The sequence below is a fragment of the Desulfobaccales bacterium genome, assembly GCA_041648175.1.
Taxonomy (GTDB): domain Bacteria; phylum Desulfobacterota; class Desulfobaccia; order Desulfobaccales; family 0-14-0-80-60-11; genus 0-14-0-80-60-11.
In genome coordinates, this window is sequence record JBAZPO010000017.1 from 23,288 (window position 1) to 47,874 (window position 24,587).

Sequence of the window (24,587 nt, forward strand, 5' to 3'; positions counted from 1 at the left end):
TACCTTTGCTGAAGGGCGCTCTTTTAAACTGAGAGGCAGGTTAATTTCAGCATCTCCAGGTAATTCCCGGGGTTCCCAAAAACTGGGATTATCTTTATGCAACTCGCTCCGGCCTCGCCTCATTTGCCCGCTTGCATGGCGGCCCCGCACGCGGGGCATTTCATGGCGGCGCAGGCGGTACCGGCTGCAGCCGACATCTCATTGCCGCAGGAGGGGCACACGCATTTGGCTTGAGTCTTGGTTTCAGGCTCTGCCTCGAACCCGCAGCAGCCACAATCACAATCCGTACCATGGCCTTCTAAGGGCATAACTCTTACCTCTCATTTTTAACCAAAAGATAAGTCCCCGGCCCATTTAGTCAAGTTTTTTACTTGATTATTTACTGTATACCGTGGCGATCCACTGGCAGGAAGCGTGCGATGGGTTATTTTGATGGGGTATTCTGGGTCTCTAAAGGAATGGTAAAGTAGAAGGCGCTGCCGTGTCCCGGGGAAGTATCCACCCAGATTCGGCCACCGTGGGCGTCGATGATCCGCTTGACCGTAGCCAGCCCCAGGCCGAAGCCCGGAATGTTTGCCACCCCCTGGCCCCGGTAAAAGCTTTCAAAGAGATGAGACAGGTCGTCAGGCGAGATGCCGGGACCTTGATCTTTCACGGCGAAGCGGACGGCTGGGTCCTCGACCTGGGCGTTAAGCCAGACCGTGCTGCCCGAGGGACTATACTTGATGGCATTGCCGATGAGGTTTTCCAAAACCCGGCGGAACAGGTACGGGTCGGCCTTCAGGGTGGGAATCCCAGGAGGAAGATTTATTGAGAGGGTGATGTCTTTGGCTTCCGCCAGGGGCATAAGCAGGGTGACGACCTCCTGGCACTCGCCGGCCACGTCCAGGTCCTGGGGCTGCGGGATCATAATCCGCAGGTCCAGGCGGGCGAATTCCAAAAACCGGGTGATGAGTTCTTCCAGGTGGTGCAGTTCCCGGTCGACGGTCTGGAGGTAGTTGATTTGCGGGGGTGATAGCTCCCCCAACTTGCCCTGGAGCAGGCGTCGGATCAGGCCCGCGGTGCCCACGACCGGGGTTTTCAGGTCATGGGCGAACATGTTGACCAGATGCCGGCGCTCGGTCTCCAGGCGTTTTACGAGGGTCAGGTCCCGAATGATGACGGCCCCGCCGTAGATCGCCCCGCGCTCGTCCCTCAGCGCAAAGGAACTGATCATCACCGGCACTTCCTGGCCCGAACGGCTGTGCATGATGAGTTCCTCGGTTACCTCAAGCTTACCCCCCCAGACCTGGTTTAAGGGGAAATTAGCTTCGCCTCCCTGAAAGTGCAAAATTTCCCCGGTGTCTCGGCCCAGGGCTTCCGCCCGGCTAAACCCGGTCATCCTCTCGGCGGCGGGGTTAAATTCCGTAATCCGGCCCTGGGTATCCGCAGTAATCACTGCGCCCGGGGTTTTCTGAATCAGAAAGTGGGACCAATCGTGAGACCTGGTCGAGTTAGCGTGCTTTGCTTTGGGCATCTTATACTCATCGCCAAAAGTTTTTTCTTATTAACCCCTCACCCTACCCTCTCCCACAAGGGGAGAGGAGAATTAGAGGAAAGAACTTTTGGCAAATGCTATAAGTTTTCAGATTTAGGGGCGGGTTTCAGACCCGCCCCTAGCGCAGGCTTTGCCTGCAAAATAATGTAAATCTTATTAACAGTTTTTGCCATGGAGGGCAATCCGATTTTCCCGGAGCTCTGAGTGGAAAGGTCGAGAGCATAGGTAATTGAAAAGGGGACCGCCCCGGATGGACCAACCCCCTTTGAGAAATCCTATGGGAGCCAAGCTCGGTTGAAACGCTCGGCTTCTGAAGCTGATCAATCTCTCCTGGTCATGGCGCCGCCGCACTGGGGACAGGCAACTTCCCGGCAGGGCACCCCCGGTGCATGGGGGACCTGGTGCCCGCAGACCGCGCAGACGCAGGTGCCTTGAGGCCCCCGGCCGGTTCGCGCTCTCCCGCCACCACAACCACATTTCTGTCCAGCCCCCTGACCTTGTCCTCTTTCTTGCACCATACTTCCTCCTCGATCTTCTTAAACGTCCATGCGGGAATATACAAGCATTAGTTCATTAATAAACATTACTCTTACCCTTGGCAAGGGATTTACCGGGGGAAATTCCCTGGCCAGGGCAGAAAAATTATGGTACATATGCCTAGTCTTAAAGGAAATAACATGACCGAAGTGCGTACCCGTTTTTCTCCCAGCCCCACCGGCGCCCTCCATCTGGGCGGCGCTCATACGGCGCTGTTCAACTGGCTCATTGCCCGGCATTATCGCGGGACGTTCATCCTGCGCATCGAAGACACGGACAAAGAACGTTCTAAGGCGCAGTTCGTTACCGAGATTCTTGACGCCATGACCTGGCTGGGTCTTGATTGGGATGAAGGCCCCTATCGGCAGTCGGAAAGACTGCCGATCTATCACGAATATATCCAGCGGTTGGTCGAGCGGGACGCCGCCTATTACTGCAACTGCCCGCCCCAAGATTTGGAGGCCCGCCGCAAAGCCGCCCTGGCCCGGGGCGAAAAACCCAAGTATGACGGCCACTGCCGGGACCTCAAGCTGCCCGCGGGCCCGAATACCGCGGTGCGGTTCAAGACGCCTCAGACCGGCGTCACCCATTGGGATGATCAGATCAAAGGCCCCATCGCTTTTGACAATCAGGAGTTGGACGACCTGGTGGTCCAAAGGGCCGACGGCATTCCCACCTATAATTTCGCGGTGGTGGTGGATGACATCACCATGGGCGTCACCCAGGTTATCCGGGGGGAGGACCACATCCCCAATACCCCGCGGCAACTCGTCATCTATGAAGCCCTGGGGATCGCGCCGCCTCTGTTCGCCCACATGCCCCTGATGTTGGGCAAAGACCGGGCCAAGCTATCCAAGCGCCACGGCGCGGTGTCGGTCACGGCCTACCGGGAGCAGGGTTACTTGCCCCAGGCCCTGGTGAACTACCTGGCCCGGCTGGGCTGGTCCCACGGCGACCAGGAAATCTTTTCCCGGGACGAACTCATCAAATACTTTAGCCTGGACCACGTGACCACATCCCCGGGGGTTTTTGATGAAGAAAAGCTCCAGTGGCTCAACAGCCACTATTTCAAGGAGCTGCCTCCCCTTGAGTTGGCCAGGGAGCTGACCCCGTTCCTGCACTATTTGAGCGAGGCGCCGGACCAGGAGTACCTGGGCCGGGTGGTGACCACCCTGAGCGCCCGGAGCAAGACCCTGGTGGAGATGGCGGAAGCGGCCCGTTTTTATTTTCAGGACCCCCGGCCCTATGATGCCAAGGCCACCCAGAAGTTCCTCACCCCGACTGCGGTTCCCAACATCCGGGAGATCGCGGCGCGGCTGACCCAACTGCCGGAGGTCAACGAAGCGGCTTTGAGTCAGTTGTTCGCCGACCTTGGCCAAGCGACCGGGCTAAAGATGGTCAATCTGGCCCAGCCGGTGCGCGTGGCCCTGACGGGCAAGACGGCCAGTCCCGGGCTCTTTGAAATCATCAATATCCTGGGCCGCGACGAGACCTTGCGGCGGCTTGAGAACGCCATCGAGTTTGTGGAACGGGGTGGCGCGTAAGTTCAGAAATTATCGAAATTCGACTCTGCGGCTGAGTTTTTGCCATATCTTAGGGAGGTTAGTCATGGCTGAAGGCAATCAAGGCTATCGGAAAAAACAGGCTTACTTGATTATCCTGGTGTTCGCCTGTATCGGCATCGCCATTTGGGGGCATAGCGCCCCGATAGCGGTGGTCTCTATCCTGGCGGCTTGCGGTATCGCGTTTTACGCTTCCACCCTGGAACCGCCTAAGGCGCCGGAAGAGCACCACCACCATCATTAAGTTGCCGGTGAGGGACCAGGGTCCACCCCCCTCCCCTACCCCGGCACCGCTGCACTCCCTCAGGTGATGATCCGGCCTGGGCAGCGATTATCATTTATCCGTCTTGCCAGGCTCATAACCGGGTGGCCGGAGAAGCGGCGTGCAGGTGCACCTGCCGCAGCCGATTTCTTTCCCGCTGCCAACCATAAGGAGGGCATTTATGCGTATCGCCGTAATCGGCCAGGCAGCCTTTGGTGCGGACGTCTTAAAAGGGTTAATTGAGCGGGGCCAAGAAGTCGTGGGCGTCTTTTGCCCCCCGGACCGGGGCAGCAAGGTCGATCCCATCAAAGACGCGGCCCAGGCGGCCGGGATTCCCGTATTCCAGCCACCCCGCATGAAAGACCCCCAGGCCTACGATCAGATGGTCTCTATCAATCCCGACCTGGCGGTCCTGGCCTTCGTTACCGATATAGTTCCCGGCAAAGTTCTGGGCGTTCCCAAACTCGGGTCCATCTGCTACCACCCTTCCATTCTCCCCAAATGCCGGGGCGCGTCGGCCATCAACTGGGCCGTGATCAACGGCGAGGCGGTAAGTGGGCTCACCATTTTTTGGGTGGATGAAGGCATCGACACCGGCGACATCCTGCTTCAGAAGAAGGTGGAGATCGGACCCAACGAAACCACCGGCGAGGTTTACTTCAACAAACTTTACCCCATGGGGGTGCAGGCCTGTTTGGAGGCGGTGGATCTGGTGGCCCAGGGCAAGGCGCCCCGGATACCCCAAGATCACTCTTTAGGCACCTATGACCCCCCCTGCGATGAGAAAGTGGCGGCCCTCAACTGGAACCAGCCGGGCCGCAAGGTTTTCGACTTCATCCGGGGCTGCGATCCTCAACCGGGCGCCACCACCACGTTCAAGGGCGAGCAGGTCAAGCTCTATAATGCCGCATATCTCATGGCGGACCATGCCGCCCAGCCTGGGGAGATTCTGGAAGTCACGGACAAAGGCCTCAAGGTGGCAGTAAGCGGGGCTGCACTCTTCATCACCCGCTTCCGCACTAAAGACCTGGGCAAGGTCAAGGCGCCGGATTTTATCAATGCTAAAAAGCCCCAAGCCGGCGACCGCTTCGGCGCGCCGGCTGTAATGCGGTGCTGTTGATTGGTCTCATTCCTCGCTCCCAAGCTCCTGCTTGGGAGCGTAAATTTTGGCCCAAGCTCTGCTTGGGCACCATAAAACCCTAAATGGCCACCAATCTCAAAGATAACCACGTCGTCCTCAAGTCCCGCTACCTGGCGGTCAATTTCATCGGCCTGGCCATGATTGCCGCGGTTTTGGCCTATGCCGGGATGGTGGAAGTGATCAAGTGGCAGTGGGCGCCTTTTAGCGGGTTCGCCCAACTTTCGCCTCAAACCGCAAGCCTGCTCAAATATATCTTCCTGGCTCTGGCCGCGGCCCAGTTTGTCATCATCAAGGTGGTACAGAAGATCCTGCCGGCCCGATCGCTTGACAACCTGCCCCAGGCGGCTATCGTCACTTTCGCCCTCTGCGAAAGCGTGGCGATTTTCGGTCTGGTCCTGTTTCTGCTGAACGGCAATGCCCTGGATTTTTATGTCTTTATGGTGATTTCTCTGGGCTATTTTTACCTGTTTTTTCCCAAGTACGAGCAGTGGGAGCAGATGGTGAAATCCCGTAGTACAGGGAAGAAGGGGACATCACACTAGCCTTGCATTTCGTTTCCTTCGTTCTTTTACTCCAGCTTGAGAACCCCCCTAAAAGAAATTCTCCTTAAAACATCTCTAATTCTGTTAGAGAACTTATTAACATTAAGTCTTAACTAAGATATTTATGCTTTTATAGATATTTTCATGTATATTACTTAGCATATTTTAGAATTTTCATCTTAATCATGCCAGGATTGGCGAAGGAGGCGGGAAATGGATTCCCAAGGTGTCCCAGAAACTCCTAAAACGGATGTTCTATTGACTCTTCAACAAAACCTGCAGAATGTCATCTCTTCGAATCTGGAGGAGATGGCGCAGGAGGAGCTGGGTCATTTGACCCATTTGTTACCGGATATCTGTGGATATCCCCATCTTTGCCAGCAGTGGGAGATTGCCCTGAAGGCCCTTGAGAAAGATAAACTTAACCTCAGACTGGCCCTTATGGTCAGGGAAGATCTCGAGTCTCGCCTGGATGAAGCGAAAGTGCAAGCACGATTGCAAAAGTTGAATGAGGACTTTAAAAAAGCTCTACTCCAACAACAGGATGTTGCTTGTCAGGATGAACTGGCCCAATTTATTCAATTGCTCTCGGAGCTTGGCAGTGATGAGTCGCTTACAGGAGAAATGGAACTGGCCGCCCAGGCGCTCCTGCAGGATAAACCGAACGCAAGCCTGGCCTCCAAAATACGCGTGCATATCCAATCTCGCCTTAAGCAAAAGAAAAGTCTCCTTAAAGGCGCTTCCCCGGCATCGCAAGTCTTCTTAGGAGTTCTGACCTTTCTTGGCTTGTTTTTTCTGTTATTTGTAGGTCTTCCTATAATCATTGGATCCTTAGCATATGTTTCTGGAATTGTTCTTCAGCAATGGACAGCGGTTTCGAAATGGGCATGGGACCCAACAGTGGTTTTTGGTGCGTGGAGCTCAGCTTGGCAGGGGATTCCCGCACCTTTAAAATTTGCGGGTTTTGCAGGTGCTGCAGGTGGCATCACCAGCCTTATGGTGCGGATGCCCGATTTCGCCCGCTTGCGAGACGCAGACTTCGCCGTGCTCTTTTCCTCGGGCTTTTTTAGGCCATTAATCGGTTTGGTCTTCGCCATTTTTGTGGTCCTTATTATCGAATCTGGCATTCTCGCTGTGACTGTAGCCCCCGATAAGAAGAACGCTTTCAACGTTATTTTGGGATTCATCGCCGGTTTCAGTGAGATATTTGCCCGGGATATTTTAACGAAGGCCGAACAAACCGTTGGCAGCTTGGCAAAGAAAAAGCAGCCTTGATTAATCGATAAATTTTTTATAAGTATGCTGAATGAAGAAGATCGGCATTTACTACCACCCGAGCTTCAGCCGCAAGAGTTACATGACCGTGGGCAACCGGCTGCGGGACTTTCCTGAGGCCCTGGATTCGCTGCTGACCAAGCCCAACGTGCGTCTCATCCAGGCGCCCCGGGTAGCCAACGATTTGGTCACCAAGGTGCACGACCCGGAGATGCTGACCATGGTGGCCATGGACGGCATGTGTTCCACGGCTTATGAGTCCGTGGGCTCGGTGGTGGCCGGCATGACGGATCTGGCCAAGGGTGAGGTTGACCGGGCGTTCTGCTTCATCGGCGCGGGCGGCCACCACGCAGGTTATCGCCAATTCTGGGGGGCCTGCTGTTTCAACGACGTGGTCATCGCCCTGACCCATACCCGGGAAAGCAGTAGATGGCGGCGCTTTGCCATTGTGGACACCGATGCTCACCACGGCGACGGCACCCGCCAGTTGGTGCGAGAGGACCCCGAGGTCTTGCACCTGTGCTTCTGCGGCACCAATTTTAAAAGCGCTGACGGCACCAAGGTCGATGTCAATGTCCATCGCCCTGACTTTCGGGAAGACCCTGATGCCCACTATATTGACCTGGTGCGGCAGAACCTGCCTTTGATCACTGCCTTCAAGCCGGACCTGCTCATCTGGTACTACGGCTTCGACACCCACCGGGACGACTACGGTTCCATAGGACTTACCGAAACGGCCTATTTCGCCATCTGCGACCTGATGCTGGCGGCCTCCGAGGAGATGGGCGTTCCGCTCCAGGTGGTCCTGGCCGGCGGCTCCATGTCCCATCTGGCCACGGCCACCATCCCCGAAATCATCCGCCGCCTGGCGGATGGGTAGTCCTCCCCTTTTAATCAAAATTAAAAGGGCCTGGACCACCAGAGGTCCTTGCCCTTTAGAACCTTATAGATAGCGTCATTATTTTTAAGACGTGCGCCCCAGAATGGCCTATTTCGATAAGGGTTCTTTGGCTGGGCCGCCTGGGGTGGGGGGCTTGATCAAAGTTCTTTTGGTTACTGAAAATCGAGCGGCCGTCCCATGAAAAGGTATACTGGGTCCAAGTGATCCAATCCAATGGCCACTGATGGTTTGTTTCTGGCCGAATGATGGTTTTAAGGGCGATAAAGACAATTTTCCAAAACCAATCACGCCTGTGGGGTCGCCACCTAAAAAATGTAGTTCATTGTCGCCATAGATAACTCCGGCAAAGTCAGCAGAGGGGACAGGGCCAGCGGGAGGGCCGCCAATTAACTGCGCGTCCATTTTTCCCAAAACCAGGTCTTGATTTTGATCAGTGATGGTTATGGTAATGTCGTAATCCATAAATTTTTGCGTTAGGGGGGTGGATCCATCAGCGCGAACCCAGCCAACCGTCGCAGTTCCCTTCCAGACGCCTTTGAGGTCAGGAATGGGCGCGGAGAGAGAGAAACTGGCCAGACAAACTACTAAAAATAAACACGAGCTGGCAAAGATTATTAATTTTTTCATGGCCATTCTCCTTTTATTAGATTGTTTCCATATTCATTACAATTATCACCTCTGTCAAGAAATTATTGGTAAGCCCTACGTTACCATGGATATTTTCGGTTGTGGGAAGAAAGGAGGGCAGAGACTCTTGTCTGGATCATTCTCCTGTGCTTTCCCATTGCTGGACGTAATATTTTAATTTATAATATATTTAAATGAGTTATGGGTGATACACCCTTGACTACAAACTCTCAAGGACTGGGACAGCTTCCCAGCCCTTTCCCCTATTTATATGCTTACCGATCGCTTAGAATCCCTGGAAAATCGTTACCAGGAACTGGAAACCGCGCTGACCGATCCCGAGGTCATCAAGAACCAGGACCTGTATCATAAGTCCCGTAAAGAACTTTCCGAACTGGCGCCGGTGATCCAGACCTTCCGGCGCTTTCAGCAGGTCGAAAAAGAACTGGCGGAGAACCAGACCCTGCTGAAGGAAGAGGCGGATGAAGAACTGAAGGCCTACGCCCGGGAGGAGATTCAGGTCCTCAAGGACCAGGCCGCCAAGTTAGAAGAAGATCTCCAGTCTCTGATGCTGCCCAAGGACCCCCTGGATGACAAGAACGTCATTTTGGAGATCCGGGCCGGCACCGGGGGTGATGAAGCGGCGCTGTTTGCTGCGGACCTCTTCCGGATGTACACCCGCCTGGCGGAGCGCAAACGCTGGAAAATGGAGATTCTGAGCCATTCGGCCACCGGGGGCGGGGGATTCAAAGAAATTATCGCCTCCATCTCCGGCGATAAAGTATACAGCCAGCTCAAATATGAGAGCGGGGTGCACCGGGTCCAGCGGGTCCCGGCCACGGAATCCCAAGGACGCATCCATACCTCCGCGGTGACGGTGGCCGTGCTCCCCGAAGCCGAAGAGGTGGACGTGCAGATCAGCCCGGAAGAACTGCGCATCGATGTCTTCCGGTCCTCCGGCCCCGGCGGCCAGAGCGTCAACACTACTGATTCTGCGGTGCGGATCACCCACCTGCCCACCGGCTTGGTGGTTTCCTGCCAGGATGAAAAGTCTCAGCACAAAAACAAAGCCAAGGGCTTGAAAGTCCTGCGCTCCCGGTTGCTGGACCTCATGCAGCATGAACAGCAGCAGCAGATCGCCCAGGAACGCAAAAGCATGGTGGGCACCGGGGACCGGAGCGAACGCATCCGCACCTATAATTTCCCCCAGGGCCGGATCACCGACCACCGCATCGGACTGACCCTCTACAAGCTGGAGGACAGGCTGGACGGGGACCTGGAGGAGCTCATCCAGGGCTTGCTCGCTTACTACCGGACCCAGGCCCTGGCGCAGGGATAAATGGCCGAACCCCAAACCGCCTGGACCATCCTGGAACTTCTTCGGTGGACCACTGAATATTTCCGCGCTAAAGGGGTCTCGGAGCCCCGGGCTTCCGCCGAAGTGCTCCTCGCCCACACCTTAGGCATTAGCCGCCTGGACCTCTATCTGCGTTACGATCAGCCCCTCAATGCGGCAGAACTGGCGCGCTTCAAGGCTCTGGTGGTCCGGCGCCGGCAGGGTGAGCCCGTGGCCTATCTCACCGGGCACCGGGAATTCTGGTCTCTTGACTTTCAGGTGACCCCGGCGGTACTGATCCCCCGCCCTGAAACCGAAACCCTGGTGGCCGCGGCCGTGGAGGTCGCGAAAGATAATGTAGGGGCGGGTTTGAAACCCGCCCCTACCGGAGAGCCAGAGCAATCACTGGAGGAAAGGGGACAGGAGCAAAAGCCTCCACGTCTTGAAACAGACACAAAGAACGAATCCTCCTGGGGTTTAGAAATCGGTGTCGGCAGCGGCGCGGTGGTCGTCGCTCTGGCTAAAGAACTGCCGGAGATTAATTGGATAGGGGTGGATATCTCGGCTGCGGCCCTGGCTGTGGCATGGGACAATGCCCGGCGCCATGGGGTGCTCGACCGGGTTCATCTGTTTAAGAGCGATCTGCTCAGTGCATTCAAGCCCCAGCCGTCATTTGACGTGCTGGTGGCTAATCTGCCCTACGTGCCCCAGCCGGAATGGGAGCAACTGCCACGAGATATTAAAGACTTTGAACCACGACAAGCCTTATTGGCGGGAAAAGACGGTTTGGACCTGATCCGGCCCTTAGTTCGGCAGGCACACCAGTATATTAAAGCAGGAGGCTGGATGCTCCTGGAGGTAGGGGATCGGCAGGCGGAAAAAGTCGAGGGGTTAATCCAACAGAGCGGCGCCTATGACCGCGTGGAGAGCATTAAGGATTTCAGTGGGATAGAGCGGGTGGTGCGGGCACGGCGCCGGGATGGAGCCGGTTAAAAAGTCATCTCTCTCAGAAGCATAAGGCTCATATCATCCAGGCCGTGCTTACCGGCACTGACATAGGGCTGACGCGGCTTGTTGTCGTAGCTTTTCCAGCTTTGGCCGTTGTCAAGCCTGACCCGGTCTATCTTGCCGCTACTGTCTTTGGACTCCATCATGACGCCAGAGCAGCCTGACGATACCACCATTGCCGCTACCAGCCAAGGCAGGCACCGTTTTCTTATCCAGCCCTTCAAGTCCATGCCCTCGGGAACTATAGAATAATTCTTCATATCTGTCTTGAAAAGTTCAGAGTTCAAGGTTCAAAGTTCAAGGTTGAGTGGCGGGCGGGGACGCCCGCCCTACCGGGTTTTTCATGGTTTTGAGAGAGCGGCAAGCTCATGAGCGACTGTAAGAAAGGTATCACAATTTCACAAGAAAGTCGACTGTCTTATAACTTTCCTCGTCTCATCTGCCCCACAATCATTCTTGATAGCGTAGACTTACAGCCTCGTTCCGAAGTGCAATTTGGGAACTGAGGGAAAGAACTGGAGAAGATAAAGTTCGGAATTGTTTTAAGCGCTTGCGTTAGAGTTCATTCTTTAGTCAGTAATTGCGCCAACTTATCGAAAGACTGGCTCCAGCCTTGCTCCATATCGGAGCGGTCTTTTTCATTGATACCGGCGGTTCCGGAATGCTTCAGGGTGAGCTTGGTTTTTCCTGCCTGTTCTTCGAGCCTTACGCTTATCTGCATCTCCATCGGAAAATCCGCACTCAATCCGTAGTGGGTTGCCGGAACCACGTTGCCCTCTTTGTCCGCGAAGGAATCGGTCATGACAAGTCGCTCCGGCTCCATGATTTCGCGGTAGATACCGGTGCTCCAATAGTCCTTGTCCTCTGGCGAACGCATGCAGTTCAGGTACTTCCCGCCCACTTTGAGATCGAACTTCGCAACAGGAGACGTGAAGCCTTGCGGTCCCCACCACTTCCTGAACATCTCGGGATCTGTCCATGTCTTCCACACGCGTTCCCGGGGCGCATCAAACACGCGAATGATGATTAGGTCATTTTTGCTTTTATCCATAGAGGCACCTCCCCATCAAGGAATTACAAAAGATCTTGTAAAAATATAAGGAGGGCGACCCAGTCTGTCAAATATTGGGAACTTGAATAATCTTCCCAATTCTACCTAACTCGGAATTTAGTAGGGGACAAATTTCTGTAGCCTTAGAACAAAAAAGGGCACGGCTCGCCCGTACCCTAAAAAAGAAATTACTTCCGGCAATGACTACAAATCTTTAGGGCTGCTGATACGCCCGGTTACCGCAGAGGCCGCGGCTACCGCCGGACTGGCCAGGTAGACCTTGGATTTGGTATGGCCCATGCGGCCCACAAAATTGCGGTTGGTGGTGGCAACGGCGGTTTCGCCCGGGGCCAGGATGCCCATATGCCCGCCCAGGCAAGGCCCGCAGGTCGGCGGGCTGATCACCGCGCCGGCGTCCATGAAAATAGCCATCAGCCCTTCGTCCATGGCCTGGCGCCACACTAAGGGCGTGGCGGGAATAACGATAAGGCGCACGCCTTTGGCTGTTTTGTGGCCTTTGATGATCTGGGCGGCCAGCCTAAGATCCTCGATCCGGCCGTTGGTGCAGGAGCCGATCACCGCTTGGTCGATGCTGACCTCTCCCACCTGGGAAACCGGTACGACGTTGCCGGGCGACGACGGACAGGCCACCTGGGGTTCGAGGTTGCTGACCTCGTAGGTTTTTTCAAAGAGGTACGCGGCCCCGGCGTCGCTCTCATACAGGCTATACGGCCTTAAGGTGCGCCCCTTGACATATTCCAGGGTAATTTCATCCGGAGCGATGATGCCGTTTTTGGCTCCGGCTTCCACCGCCATGTTGGCCATGGAGAAGCGGTCCGCCATGGGAAGGGCCTGGATGGCCGGACCGGTGAACTCCATGGCCATATACCGGGCGCCGTCCACCCCGATATCGCCGATGGTGTGGAGGATCAGGTCCTTGCCGGTTATCCACTCGGGCAGTTTGCCGTTATACACGAAGCGGATACTGTCGGGCACCCGGAACCAGCACTCTCCCTTGACCATAACTGCGGCCAGATCGGTTGAGCCCACCCCGGTGGCAAAGGCCCCCAGGGCGCCATAGGTACAGGTGTGGCTGTCCGCGCCGATGATGACGTCGCCGGGGCCAACAATGCCTTTTTCCGGCAGCAGGGCGTGCTCGACCCCCATCTCGCCGCCGTCGTAAAAATGCGTCAGGTTCTGTTCCTTGGCGAAATTGCGTAATTGCTGGCACTGGATGGCGGAAGGGATGTCTTTGTTGGGCGCAAAGTGGTCGCAGACCAGCACCACCCGGTCCCGATCAAAGACCTGTTTGGCCCCCACTTTATGAAAATCTTTGATAGCCAGAGGCGCGGTTATGTCGTTGCCCAGGGCGATGTCCACTTTGGCCATGATGAGTTCGCCGGGTTCCACGTAATCTTTGCCGCAGTGCGCCGCGAGGATTTTTTGGGTAATGGTTTGAGGTTTAGGCATTACAGTCTCCATATAAATTATAGTATGGCGATGTAGGGGCGGGTTTTAAACCCGCCCCTACGGTATGTTACAGTTCATAGGGCGTGCCGTGCACGCCGAAAAATGGCGGGCATGGCCCGCCCTATAGCTGGCATTTTACAGTTCTTCGGGTTTGGGGCCTTTCTTCGCCGGGCCGCCCTCCTTGAGGAAGTTGAGGCGGTTGAGCCCGTTGATAAAGGCTCGGGCGCTGGCAGTGACCACGTCGGGGTCTACCCCCTGGCCGGTCACCACGTGGCCGGACTCCTCCAGGCGCACCGACACCTCGCCCTGGGCGTCGGTGCCGCCGGTGATGGAACTCACCGCAAACTTCAGGAGCGTGCACTTGGACCCGGCCAGGTGGGTGATGGCCTTGTAGGTGGCGTCGATGGGGCCGTCGCCGAACACCGAATAGGGGCCGACGAGTTGGCCGCCGATCTCCATTTTGACATTGGCCGAGGGCTTGGCCATGGTCCCGGTGACCACCACGAGTTCAACTAGCTTGAAGTGTTCCGGCACCGACTTATAGATAACCTCGGTCTCAACCAGGCTGACCAGATCTTCGTCGAACACGGTCTTTTTGCGGTCTGCCAGGCTCTTAAAGCGGGCAAAGGCCCGGTTCAGTTCCTCATCGTTTACGTAGAAGCCCATCTCCCGGAGCTTGTTTTTGAAGGCGTGGCGGCCCGAGAGTTTCCCCAGAGGCAGCGTGCTCTTCTTGATGCCCACGGTGGAAGGGGTCATGATTTCAAAGGTGCTGGAGTCCTTAAGCACACCGTCCTGGTGAATCCCGGACTCATGGGCAAAGGCGTTGGCCCCCACGATGGCTTTATTGGGCTGCACTGGCACGCCTGAAAGCTTGCTGGTCAGGCGGCTGGTGGGATAGATGTACTGAGTGACAATGTCCGTGTAAAAGTTAAACAGATCCCGGCGAGTGGTCAGGCCCATCACCACTTCCTCCAGGGAGGCGTTGCCCGCCCGTTCCCCCAGACCGTTGATGGTCACCTCGGCCTGGCGCACCCCGTTACTGATGGCGGCCAGGGTGTTGGCTACGGCCAGCCCCAGGTCATTGTGGCAGTGCACCGAAAGGATGGCCTTGTGCATGTTGGGGATGTGCTCCATCAGGTACTTGATCTTGAAGCCGAACTCCTCGGGGATGGCGTAGCCCACTGTATCCGGGAAATTGAGGGTGGTGGCGCCCGCGTTGATGACCGCGGTGAAGACCTGGACGACATAATCAAGGTCGCTCCGGGAGGCGTCCATGGCCGAAAATTCCACGTTGGAGGTATAGCGGCAGGCATGCTTCACCGCGGCCACCGCCATCTCCAGCACCTCTTCCCGGGATTTGCGCATCTGGTGTTTCAGGTGGATATCGGAGGTGGAGACAAAGGTGTGAATCCGAGGATTGGTGGCCTCTTTCACCGCCTCCCAGCAGGCGTCGATGTCTTTCTCAAAAGCCCGGGCCAGGCCGGCGATCTGGGGGCCCCGGATTTCCCGGGCCACGGCTCGCACCGCCTCGAAATCCCCTGGCGAAGAAATGGGGAAGCCGGCCTCGATGACATCCACATTGAGGAGTTCCAGATGCCGGGCGATCTGCAGTTTTTCGTCCACGTTGAGATTAGCCCCGGGGGTCTGTTCCCCGTCCCTCAGGGTAGTATCGAAGATAAAAATTTTGTGTGCCATATTTAAACCTTTTCAGTTGATAGGTTCACGTTGCGCAGGTTGGCGGCGCTCCATTAACCGGCTGGCAATCAGCCGACTCATAGAGATTCCCGCCAGTTCATGAGCCGCGGCGGTCCAATGACCTTCTTCATAGTAGAGGTTCTCGATAGTTTGGCCCGAGAGGGCCAACAAGGGGGTCAAGGACCACAGCGTAATACCGTTATCTGCCGCAATACGCACACACGCCTGCTCATCGGCGGATATTGTCCGACTCTTTTTATAGTCACGCACTTCCTGGGACACGGGAATATAAAACATTATCAACGCACCACCGGCACTTTTTACTGCGGTGTTCAAGTGTTCAACGTAGAGGTTGGTTAAGCCTTTATTAGTCCGGTTGGCATAACCCTCAGCTCCTCGGTTATAGGATACCACCAATCCTGGCGTTGCCTCAGGGCCGGTTTTAGCGGCCCGGTTCACCAGCAGGTCAACCCCCGTCTGTTTAATCAGGTTGGCCGCCTGGGACCAGGAAATCAGCCAGTTGTAACCGGGCAGATCCAGGAGAACTTTTTTCAGGGCGCCCTGGTTGCAGTTCAACTCTTTGGCATGAAGGTCGCCGCGTTTGTCGATATTATAATACTCAGCCCGTTCATTGTCCTGAAAATCATTGCAAAAAAAGCACAGCACGGTAAGGTCAGGGTGAAATTTGCGCCCCACCGTGTCAAATACCTTCACTTCATAATCGGTGCCTTTGCCGGGGCAACCGGCGTTCATAACTTCTACGGACAGACGGTCAGCGGTGAGAATCTTTTCCACTTGGGCGGCAAAGGTTTTCTCGTCGTTGACGCCAAGGCCGTAAGTGAACGAATCTCCCAGAAAAAGCACCCGGTATGTAGTCTGCTTGTCTTCCCGGAATTCCCGGGGTCCGCGCCAGCCCAGGGAGTTGTTGCTATAGGTAAAGTCAAAAACTCCGGGGGAATGTCGCACCCCATGTTGGCCGGGAACAGGAATCTCGCCCAGTTCAGAGTCACAGGCAAAGCGCACCGGCCCCACCTCCTGGGGACGGAACAGCCGCACGGCGCCTTCCGCCATGGCAAAGGCCACCAGAAAACCGAGGAAGACGCATATGATTTTAAAGAGAAGTGACTTCACTGCCGCTCGGTAATCTCTTTATACTCATTGCCAAAAGTTTTTTCTTATTAACCCCTCACCCTACCCTCTCCCACAAGGGGGGAGGAGAATTAGAGGAAAAAACTTTTGGCAAACGCTATAAATATTGAAATGAAGGGATGAACCAGGGTCGTTTGCCCCGGTGCCATCCTCAAAAAACTGCAAGACAAGGTTGCAAAGCTGATGTCGGGACTGCTTCGGGGAGGTGCGGCTAAGCAGCAATCAGGCCTGCTTCCTGGCCTCGCCTCCCCCACTAAGGTCCAATCCCGATTTATTCTGGGTCGGGGGTTCGCTCTCGCCCTTTTCCAACAAGGCCCGCCGGCGATAATACATAATGGTGCTGATAGGCCCGGAGGCCACATAAGCCGCCATGAGCAAAAATCCCATGATCGTGGGTGCGGTGGCCACCACTACAAAGACGAGCACTACAGCCACCAAAGAATGGAAGGGATGCCGCTGGAAGAGGTCCATCTTCTTGAAACTTACATACTTGACATTGCTCACCATCAGAAACGATAGCAGGTAAATCATCGCCAAGGTGTAGACGTGGCGCTCCGGGGCCCATTCGCCGATCTCGTAGTAAAAGATAATAGCCGTGGCGATCATGGTGGCCGCGGCCGGAATAGGCAGGCCGTTGAAATAGCGGGGGTCATGAGAACCCTGCTGAACGTTGAAGCGGGCCAGTCTTAAGGCCCCGCAGACCACAAAGAGGAACGTGGCCACCCAGCCGAATTGATGGTAGGGTTTCAGGGCCCAGAGGTAGACCAGGAGGCCGGGGGCCACCCCAAAGGCCACCAGGTCCGCCAGAGAATCGTATTGCACCCCGAAGTCGGAAGTGCTTTGGGTCATCCGGGCAACGCGGCCGTCGAGACCGTCTAAGACCAGGGAGACCAGGATGGCGATGGCGGCCGAATGGAACCGGCCGTCTATGGCGGCGATAATGGCGTAAAACCCGGCGAACAGGCTGGCAGTGGTGATCAGGTTGGGAAGCAGGTAAACGCCCCGAAAGCGCCGTTTGTCCTTCTTTTTACGTCTCCGGCGAAAACTCATGCCCACCTCCCGATGATGCTGCTCCCGGCTTTCACCCGGTCTCCTACCTTTACCTGGATGGAGCTATCCGGCGGCAGGTAGACATCCACCCGGGAGCCGAAACAAATCATACCGAAACGCTCACCCCGGGCCAACTGCTGCCCGGGTTTGATAAAAGGGATAATCCGCCGGGCCAACAGACCAGCGATCTGGACCACCAGAACCCTCTGGCCGTATTTGCTCTCCAGGACCACGGCCTGCTGTTCATTACGCAGACCCGCGTCCGGGCGCGACGCCGCCTTATATTCCCCCGGCCGGTGCTGCATCTTGGTGACCAGGCCCGTTACCGGAGCGCGGTTAACGTGCACGTCAAAGACGTTCATGAAGATAGCCACATGCCGGGCCGTACTCTCCAGGAACTCTTTTTCCTGAACCTCATCCACCAAAACCACGCGGCCGTCCGCAGGGGAAATGATCGCCTCGGGGTCCGACGGGATATCCCGTTCCGGGTCCCGGAAAAAATAGGCAAAAAAACCAGTGGCCAAAAGCCCCAAGACCGTGATCCAGGCCCAGTGACCGATCATCCCCAGGAAGATCAGCACCACGCCGGCCAGAATCAAAGGATACCCTTGGGGCGCAATCGGGCTGCGTTTCGTATCAGAGGCTGGTGGCATACTTACCGGCCATCCTGCCTGGACAACGCTAAGGTTTGGGGAAAAAGGCGAAAAGGCGAAAAGGCGAAAAGGTTAAAAGCAAAAGGCCCTTTCCCCGGTTCCCATCCCGCTGTTGAATCTGCTTTGATCCAAAGCTTCGTTGCGCGAAGCTCTGCTTTTATTATATAAAAAATTTCCATTTAATTACAGCACGTTTCCCAGCTCAGTGTTTTTCCCTTTTCGCCTTTTTCCCTCTTCGCCTTTTCGCCCCTTATTTCTTCAGCCAGCCCATCATGGAGCGCAGTTTCTTGCCCACTTCCTCGATGGGGTGCTCGGCCTCCTGGCGCCGAAGCGCGTTGAAGACCGGGCGCCGGGCCTGGTTTTCCAGGATCCACTCCTTGGCGAACTCGCCGGTTTGCACCTCATAGAGGATTTGGCGCATCTCGTCCCGGGTCTCCTCGGTGATGATGCGCGGCCCCCGGGTGTAGTCGCCGTATTCCGCAGTGTCGGACACGGAATAGCGCATGTATTCCAGGCCGCCCTGATAGAACAGGTCCACGATGAGTTTCAGTTCATGGAAACACTCGAAGTAAGCGATCTCCGGGGCGTAGCCCGCCTCCACCAGGGTGTCGAAGCCGGCCTTGACCAGTTCGGAGACTCCGCCGCAGAGCACGGCCTGCTCTCCAAAAAGGTCGGTTTCGGTCTCTTCGGCAAAGGAGGTTTCGAGCACGCCGGCCCGAGTAGCGCCGATGCCCTTGGCATAAGCCAGGGCCGTGGCCAGCGCTTTCCCTGACGCGTCCTGCTCCACCGCCACCAGGCAGGGAACGCCGGCGCCTTTCTCGTATTCGGCCCTCACCAGGTGGCCGGGACCCTTGGGGGCTACCATGATCACGTCAACCTTGGGGTCCGGCACAATCTGGCCGTAATGAATGTTGAAGCCATGGGAAAAAAGCAGGGTCTTGCCCGGTCCCATATGGGGTTTCAGATCGTTTTCGTACAGCGCGGCCTGGACGTGGTCCTGGGTCAGGATCTGCACCACCTGGGCGGCAGCCGCGGCGTCCGACGCGGACACCGGCTTGAAGCCGTATTTTTCCGCCAACTCATAGTTGGGAGTTCCCGGCACTTCGGAGACCAGCACGTCCACGCCGCTATCCCTCAAATTGAGAGCCTGGGCGTGGCCCTGGGAGCCGAAACCGATGATGGCCACCTTCTTGCCTTTAAGAATCCCTAAATCCGCATCTGCATCGTAATACATCTTCATGGTTATCTGCATCTCCTTAAAGAGCTTGGGTACTTTAGACTTTTTATCAATCCTGGTAGGCGGTGCCCACCATGGGTTCTTGATAAGCTGACTGCTGACCGCTGAAAGCTGACAGCTTTTTACTCTTTCTTGCTGCGCTGAATGGCCAGGGTGCCGCTGCGCACCACTTCCTGAATGCCGTGCAGTTTTAAGAGGCCCAGCACCGCTTCGATCTTTTCGTGGTTCCCAGTGATCTCCAGGGTATAGGTAGTGGCGCTGACGTCCACCACCCGGCAGCGGAAGATATCGGCGATCCGCAAGACCTCGGCCCGGGATTTATCTTCGGCCTTGATCCTGACCAGGGCCATTTCCCGCTCCACATGCGGCATTTCGCTCAAGTCCGTCACCTTGATGACATTGATGAGCTTGTGAAGCTGCTTGATGATTTGCTCGATGATCTGCGGCTCACCGACAGACACCAAAGTGATCCGGGAGACATCCGGTTCCATGGTTTCGGCCACGCACAGACTTTCGATATTATAGCCCCGGCCGGAAAACAGACCGGTCACCCGGGAGAGCACCCCAGGAGTATTGTCCACCTCGACTGCAATGGTATGACGCGGTTCCATCTCCCCCCCTCCTTAAGCCAGTAACATCTCGTGCATGGCCTTGCCTGCCGGCACCATGGGCATGACGCATTCTTCGGGTTCCACTCTGAAGTCCATGATCACCGGCCGCGGAGTATTGAGGGCCTCTTGGATCACCGGCACCACTTCCTCGGGTTTGGTGGCCCTTAAGCCTACGGCGCCGTACGCCTCGGCCAGCTTGACAAAATCGGGGGCCGTCATGGGGGTGGAGCTGTAACGCCGGTCGTAAAAAAGTTGCTGCCACTGGCGCACCATGCCCAAGAAGGTGTTGTTCAAGATGGCGATCTTCACGGGCAGTTTGTTGTCCACCACCGTAATCAGTTCCTGGATGTTCATCTGGATGCTGCCATCGCCGGCGATATCGATGACCGTGGCGCCGGGCCGGGCCACCTGCACGCCCATGGCCGCGGGGAAGCCATAGCCCATGACCCCCAGACCGCCGGAGGTCATCAGTTGCCGGGGGCGCTTGAACTTATAGAACTGGGCGGCCCACATCTGGTTTTGGCCCACCTCGGTGGTGATGTAGGCCTCGCCTTTGGTCAATTCATAGAGCTTTTCCACTACGTATTGCGGTTTAATGACCGTATCGCTCCAAACATAAGTCAGAGGATGCTCCTCTTCCCAGGAATTTACGGTATTCAGCCAGGACCGGCGCTGTTCTTGCCAATTCTGGGCCGTCTTGGTCGCCAACAGGTCATTGAGCTGCTTCAGCGTATCATTGCAGTCGCCCACGATGGGGACATCCACCGCCACGTTCTTACTGATGGAACTGGGGTCGATGTCGATGTGCACGATCTTAGCATGAGGCGCAAACTCCGCCAGCTTGCCGGTGACCCGGTCGTCAAAACGGGCTCCCACCGCAATAAGGACATCGGCCTCAGACACCGCCATATTGGCGCAATAGGTGCCGTGCATGCCCAGCATGCCCATCCACAAGGGATTATCTCCCGGGAAGCCGCCCAGGCCCATGAGGGTGCTGGTCACCGGGATCTGCAGGGTCTCGGCGAACTTCAGCAGTTCGCCCGAGGAATTGGACAGAATGATGCCGCCCCCGGTGTACAGCACCGGCTTTTTGGCGGCCAAGATCATATCCAAAGCCCGTTTGACCTGCCGGGGATTGGCATGGTAGGTCGGGTTGTAACTCTTGATTTTGATTTCGTCCGGATACTTGGGGACCGTACTGGCCTGGATGACGTCTTTGGGCAGGTCAACCAACACCGGCCCCGGCCGCCCGGAGCGGGCGATATGAAAGGCCTCGAGGATGGTGTAGGCCAGGTCTTTGACGTCCTTCACCAGGTAATTGTGCTTGGTGCAGGGCCGGGTGATGCCAACGATATCAACTTCCTGAAAGGCATCGTTGCCGATCAGGGCGGTGGGCACCTGGCCGGTTAACACCACGATGGGAATGGAGTCCATGTAGGCCGAAGCAATGCCGGTTACGGTGTTGGTGGCGCCGGGGCCTGAGGTGACCAGAGCCACCCCCACTTGCGAGGAGGCCCGGGCATAGCCGTCCGCGGCGTGGGCCGCAGCCTGTTCGTGGCGCACCAGGATATGCTGGATATCCGGATGCCGGGTCAGTTCATCGTAAATATCGAGAACCACGCCGCCGGGATAACCGAAGATGTGCTTCACTCCTTCCCGCTTCAAACATTCCAGCAGTATCTGGGCCCCATTCCGCTTCATTGCACACATTCCTTCTGGCGATGCTGCGCCAGGATCTGCTCGATCCGGTCGCGACCGGCCAGCTTCAATTTCTGCAACCGTTTGCGTTCGATGGTTTCCGCGGCCGTCAGGTATGGCCGGCGGTTGAATTCTTCCAAGAGTTTCTCATAATCCCGGTGTTCATCTACATACTTTTTCAACTCCGGGTCCCGATCCATCAAATGCTCAATGAGTTCCTGGTCGCTTCTCTCCATGCTCTGCCCCCGACCATTCTATAGATTATTAAAGATCAAATATTAAAATAGTGTTAGATATTTGTCAATCATTGGCAGAATAAGAACTTAGCTCAAGTACAATGATTATTTGTCATGCCTAAGTCAGGTCTCCCTCGGAAAAAATCCATCTCGCATTCAGAGCCCCTAACCCAGGCCCAGCCATCCCTACCGCACCTGACAAAAAAAAACAGGACCGCAAGCGGCCCTGCCTGACAGTTTCGGTAGTGGGGGTCACGGGTTATGACCGCAACGTCCTCCTTGGCCCCACCAGCCCCAGACCCAACAGGCCGGCCGCGACGCCTAACAATACGGTGCCGTCGGATACTCGAATGCCAGCAAGGGTGGTTATAGGCCGGGCAGGATTTTTCATAGAAATAATTATATCTCAAACCGAAGCTAATAATCAAGTTTTAAACGCGGTCCCCTAAAATACTGCCGCCGCGCCTGGGTTTTTAAGCAGCCTGATAAAATGATCGCTACTAACCAACCAAGCGTCTTGCAAATAGCTCCGTGCCTGTCATTCTGAGGGAGCGAAGCAACCGAAGAATCTCATAACTACGGGAAGTTACGAGATCCTTCGCTTCGCTCAGGATGACAAAAAGGCTTTTCGCAAGAAACTCAATTGTGATTGCCCAAAACAAGAGGGCCATGTCTCACGACACGGCCCTCTTGCCGATACAAGCCAGGTGGGACTGCAACCCCCACATCGCGCCCCTTCTTTCGCATTGCTTTTGGGGGGCCGGCGGCAGATTTTCCGGTCCTCAGGCTTCTGACTATAAGTTAATCATCACTTAAACTATTTCAAGAGGGAAATTAACTTTTTTTTAACCGCCCCCTATTTTGTGACTCAAGCGCTTTTGGGGGCCGAGGACGACTGGACCTCTGGGATGGCCATTGGAAATGGAGTGCCTCGCTTGATTTCGCCCTTGATCCAGCAGTGTTCCTTTCCCATCTGCGCAGTGAGTTCCTGTCCCCGAACCAGCATCTCCCAGACCCGCCGCCGGAAGGAACTGGCCGGGGGACCTTCCTCGGCCAGCAATTTTTTGAAGTAAGGATAGCTCAGAATCTGACTGAAGAGATGACAAGCCTTGTTGAACAGGTCGGGGTAAAAGTAAGGCAAATCATGTTGGTTTTCCTCCAGAAAGGCTACGGCCTGCGTCAGGCGCCGGTTGGGGCCCATCCCCTTCTGGAGCTTCCCGGGCTGGGCCAGCTTTTCCAGGGGCTGGAGTTGCTGTACCTGGCTCAAGTAGGCCAGGTGATGGACCACTTCCCGGTGCAACTCCCGGTGCTTGCTGAACGCTTCCCGATGGTCCCGCTGGGAGAGATAGCTGTTGAGCAATTTTTTCACATCCTCGAAGGTTTCCTTGCCATAAGCCCCAAGACGCCGCTGGTTCTTGTTGAGCCAGGCCGACAGGAACTTGAGGCGCTCCTCATGGGTCTTGGTTGAGGTAAGGAGGTCACTGCGCCGGTAGGTAATGGAACCGATATGCTCACCCCGGACGATATCGGTGAGTTCCTTCAAGGTCCGCTTGGTGTCCTTTAAGATATTGAGATTGAAGTCCCGGCCGCCGTGGAAAGGATGGATGATTTCCTGGCGCAGGATGGACATGGCCCGGTCTTCCAGGATATTGAAACGGTTGTACTTGTGCTGCTGGTAAGTCACCTTCAGGATCACCACCCGCCGCTTGGGGTCTACGTAAAAGCCCCCCTCCTTAAGATGTGGTTGGGCCTCCGCTAGCGTGGGTGAGAGTGCGATGAGCGCCACCTTTTCCACCAATGGATAGCGCTTCTGCTCAAATCCCGAGAGGCTGGTGATGGTCCGGTCCGAGGCGCCCAGCACCTTGATGAGGTATTGCTGCTTGAGGTGGCTCAACCGCCGGGCGAACAGCGCCGCCGAAGTGCGGCGCTCCGAGGCGATGGGGAAGCCATACAATTCCATGAGAAATTGATAGACGAATTCCCGTTCCCGCTCGTAGATTAAGTTATCCAGCTTTTTGAATTTCCCCAACGTGCGCCCCAGGGCCTTGAGTTCAGTGTCCAAATCCGATGGAAAGGAGGCGTAAACGCCCATGAGGCGAAAATCGCCCGCATCATCCCGGGCAATGACGTGGGCCCGGTCCATGTGAAAGAGAAACCGCAGCAGTTCCTCATAGTTCGCCAGATCGGTGATATCCCGGGAACCGAGCAACTGCCTGAAAACGGGCCTGAAGTCCCGGTCAAGGTGGGGAGCGATCTTGTCCAGGTCTTCCCGGGCAGAGCGCCGCTTGCCTTCTTCAGGGGTATGGAGCAGATCGAACTGGAAGATTTCTTCCTGATAGGACAGGGGGCGGTTGAAGGCCACCATGCTAAAACTGGGCAGATGCTTATATTCCGAGAAATTCTTTTCAAAGGAAGGCAGGAGTTCCCGGGGCTCGATCAAGGGGTAGGTGGCGTGGTAAGGGGCCAGCAACCCCTCGCGGATATGAGTGTATTCCAGAAAATCCTTGAGAAGTGTGCGATCCCGGATGGCGATAGGCTCTTGCTGGAATGCGGCCAGAGGTAGGCCGTCCAGCTTCACCTCGCCAAAGAATTTCCGGGGATTTACCATATTAACCCGCCATAATTTTGATATGCACCTTACGGGTCCGGGGCCCGTCGAATTCGCAGAGATAGATCCCTTGCCAGGTGCCCAGGAGCAAGCTCCCCTGGCTCACCAGGATCGTGAGGTCGGGACCCATGAGGGACGCCTTGATGTGGGCCGGGGAGTTGCCTTCGCCATGGCGATAAGCCTCCCGGTCGCTGATGACTTTATTCAGCACCATGAGGATGTCGGTCTGGACGCTGGGATCGGCGTTTTCGTTGATGGTCAAACCCGCCGTGGTATGGGCCACAAAGACGTGGCAGACGCCTTCCGTAACGCCGCTTTTGCGCACCAGTTCCTGAATCCTGCCGGTGATATCCACCATTTCGATGCGGCTGCCCGTCCGCACGCTCAAGGTCTGGATCATG

General features: G+C 56.1%; 25 protein-coding genes. 8 read left to right on the forward strand and 17 right to left on the reverse strand.

Translation table 11 applies throughout. The annotated features are described in order from the left end of the window. Positions 1 to 119: 119 nt before the first annotated feature. The 3 genes from WC600_14750 to WC600_14760 form a co-directional block, all read right to left on the reverse strand. The gene (locus tag WC600_14750; protein ID MFA4903990.1) at positions 120 to 308 is read right to left on the reverse strand and encodes a hypothetical protein; all 189 of its coding nucleotides are present in this window, start codon (positions 306 to 308) and stop codon (positions 120 to 122) included. Positions 309 to 424: 116 nt separating this feature from the next. Then, positions 425 to 1,516: a PAS domain-containing sensor histidine kinase gene (locus WC600_14755; GenBank protein ID MFA4903991.1), complete on the reverse strand. Its 1,092-nt coding sequence runs from the start codon at positions 1,514 to 1,516 to the stop codon at positions 425 to 427. Positions 1,517 to 1,857: 341 nt separating this feature from the next. Further along, positions 1,858 to 2,055 (reverse strand): hypothetical protein, encoded by a 198-nt coding sequence (locus tag WC600_14760; protein MFA4903992.1) that lies wholly within the window; start codon positions 2,053 to 2,055, stop codon positions 1,858 to 1,860. 159 nt (positions 2,056 to 2,214) lie between these two features. On the opposite strand from WC600_14760, the gene gltX reads away from it, so the two are divergent. From gltX to WC600_14790, 6 genes are all read left to right on the forward strand, one after another. Further along, positions 2,215 to 3,618 (forward strand): glutamate--tRNA ligase, encoded by a 1,404-nt coding sequence (gene gltX, locus WC600_14765; GenBank protein MFA4903993.1) that lies wholly within the window; start codon positions 2,215 to 2,217, stop codon positions 3,616 to 3,618. A gap of 64 nt (positions 3,619 to 3,682) precedes the next feature. Next, entirely contained in the window at positions 3,683 to 3,880 is a 198-nt protein-coding gene (locus WC600_14770; protein MFA4903994.1) for a hypothetical protein, read from the forward strand. A 199-nt stretch (positions 3,881 to 4,079) separates the two neighbouring features. Next, on the forward strand, positions 4,080 to 5,018 hold the full coding sequence (locus WC600_14775; protein ID MFA4903995.1) for a methionyl-tRNA formyltransferase: 939 nt from the start codon (positions 4,080 to 4,082) through the stop codon (positions 5,016 to 5,018). 83 nt (positions 5,019 to 5,101) lie between these two features. Beyond that, entirely contained in the window at positions 5,102 to 5,581 is a 480-nt protein-coding gene (locus tag WC600_14780; protein ID MFA4903996.1) for a hypothetical protein, read from the forward strand. 213 nt (positions 5,582 to 5,794) lie between these two features. Beyond that, entirely contained in the window at positions 5,795 to 6,856 is a 1,062-nt protein-coding gene (locus tag WC600_14785; GenBank protein MFA4903997.1) for a hypothetical protein, read from the forward strand. A gap of 31 nt (positions 6,857 to 6,887) precedes the next feature. Next, positions 6,888 to 7,736: a histone deacetylase gene (locus WC600_14790; GenBank protein ID MFA4903998.1), complete on the forward strand. Its 849-nt coding sequence runs from the start codon at positions 6,888 to 6,890 to the stop codon at positions 7,734 to 7,736. Positions 7,737 to 7,844: 108 nt separating this feature from the next. Here WC600_14790 and WC600_14795 read toward each other — a convergent pair whose 3' ends face one another. After that, positions 7,845 to 8,384 carry a hypothetical protein gene (locus tag WC600_14795; protein ID MFA4903999.1) on the reverse strand — a complete coding sequence of 180 codons (540 nt, stop codon included), beginning with the start codon at positions 8,382 to 8,384 and terminating at the stop codon, positions 7,845 to 7,847. A 265-nt stretch (positions 8,385 to 8,649) separates the two neighbouring features. Between WC600_14795 and prfA the strand changes: the two genes are divergently transcribed. Together prfA and WC600_14805 are read left to right on the forward strand one after the other, a co-directional pair. After that, on the forward strand, positions 8,650 to 9,723 hold the full coding sequence (gene prfA, locus WC600_14800) for a peptide chain release factor 1 (protein MFA4904000.1): 1,074 nt from the start codon (positions 8,650 to 8,652) through the stop codon (positions 9,721 to 9,723). Beyond that, on the forward strand, positions 9,724 to 10,713 hold the full coding sequence (locus WC600_14805) for a HemK/PrmC family methyltransferase (protein ID MFA4904001.1): 990 nt from the start codon (positions 9,724 to 9,726) through the stop codon (positions 10,711 to 10,713). It abuts the gene before it with no gap. Here WC600_14805 and WC600_14810 read toward each other — a convergent pair. The 13 genes from WC600_14810 to WC600_14870 all read right to left on the reverse strand — a co-directional run bounded on the left by WC600_14810 (position 10,710) and on the right by WC600_14870 (position 24,586). Further along, a complete protein-coding gene (locus WC600_14810; protein MFA4904002.1) occupies positions 10,710 to 10,988 on the reverse strand; it encodes a hypothetical protein in 279 nt (92 codons plus the stop codon). The genes WC600_14805 and WC600_14810 overlap by 4 nt on opposite strands. A gap of 302 nt (positions 10,989 to 11,290) precedes the next feature. Next, the gene (locus WC600_14815) at positions 11,291 to 11,779 is read right to left on the reverse strand and encodes an SRPBCC domain-containing protein (protein MFA4904003.1); all 489 of its coding nucleotides are present in this window, start codon (positions 11,777 to 11,779) and stop codon (positions 11,291 to 11,293) included. 204 nt (positions 11,780 to 11,983) lie between these two features. Continuing rightward, positions 11,984 to 13,249 (reverse strand): 3-isopropylmalate dehydratase large subunit, encoded by a 1,266-nt coding sequence (leuC, locus tag WC600_14820; GenBank protein ID MFA4904004.1) that lies wholly within the window; start codon positions 13,247 to 13,249, stop codon positions 11,984 to 11,986. A 135-nt stretch (positions 13,250 to 13,384) separates the two neighbouring features. Then, complete coding sequence (locus tag WC600_14825; GenBank protein ID MFA4904005.1) at positions 13,385 to 14,944, reverse strand: 2-isopropylmalate synthase; 1,560 nt, start codon at positions 14,942 to 14,944, stop codon at positions 13,385 to 13,387. Positions 14,945 to 14,956: 12 nt separating this feature from the next. Beyond that, entirely contained in the window at positions 14,957 to 16,075 is a 1,119-nt protein-coding gene (locus WC600_14830; protein MFA4904006.1) for a GDSL-type esterase/lipase family protein, read from the reverse strand. 240 nt (positions 16,076 to 16,315) lie between these two features. Then, positions 16,316 to 17,143: a CDP-diacylglycerol--serine O-phosphatidyltransferase gene (gene pssA / locus WC600_14835; protein ID MFA4904007.1), complete on the reverse strand. Its 828-nt coding sequence runs from the start codon at positions 17,141 to 17,143 to the stop codon at positions 16,316 to 16,318. Then, entirely contained in the window at positions 17,140 to 17,796 is a 657-nt protein-coding gene (locus WC600_14840) for a phosphatidylserine decarboxylase family protein (GenBank protein ID MFA4904008.1), read from the reverse strand. Before WC600_14840 ends, pssA begins: the two co-directional genes overlap by 4 nt. 250 nt (positions 17,797 to 18,046) lie before the next feature. Then, positions 18,047 to 19,036, reverse strand: coding sequence for a ketol-acid reductoisomerase (gene ilvC / locus WC600_14845; protein MFA4904009.1), 990 nt, complete (start codon positions 19,034 to 19,036; stop codon positions 18,047 to 18,049). A 119-nt stretch (positions 19,037 to 19,155) separates the two neighbouring features. Further along, positions 19,156 to 19,644, reverse strand: coding sequence for an acetolactate synthase small subunit (gene ilvN, locus WC600_14850; protein MFA4904010.1), 489 nt, complete (start codon positions 19,642 to 19,644; stop codon positions 19,156 to 19,158). Positions 19,645 to 19,656: 12 nt separating this feature from the next. Continuing rightward, positions 19,657 to 21,345, reverse strand: a complete 1,689-nt coding sequence (gene ilvB, locus WC600_14855) for a biosynthetic-type acetolactate synthase large subunit (protein ID MFA4904011.1) — start codon at positions 21,343 to 21,345, stop codon at positions 19,657 to 19,659. Beyond that, positions 21,342 to 21,578, reverse strand: coding sequence for a DUF465 domain-containing protein (locus WC600_14860; protein MFA4904012.1), 237 nt, complete (start codon positions 21,576 to 21,578; stop codon positions 21,342 to 21,344). The genes ilvB and WC600_14860 overlap by 4 nt, the downstream gene beginning before the upstream one ends. An 868-nt stretch (positions 21,579 to 22,446) precedes the next feature. Further along, complete coding sequence (locus WC600_14865) at positions 22,447 to 24,186, reverse strand: hypothetical protein (GenBank protein ID MFA4904013.1); 1,740 nt, start codon at positions 24,184 to 24,186, stop codon at positions 22,447 to 22,449. Between the two features lies 1 nt (position 24,187). Further along, the gene (locus WC600_14870; protein MFA4904014.1) at positions 24,188 to 24,586 is read right to left on the reverse strand and encodes a secondary thiamine-phosphate synthase enzyme YjbQ; all 399 of its coding nucleotides are present in this window, start codon (positions 24,584 to 24,586) and stop codon (positions 24,188 to 24,190) included. Position 24,587: the final 1 nt, after the last annotated feature.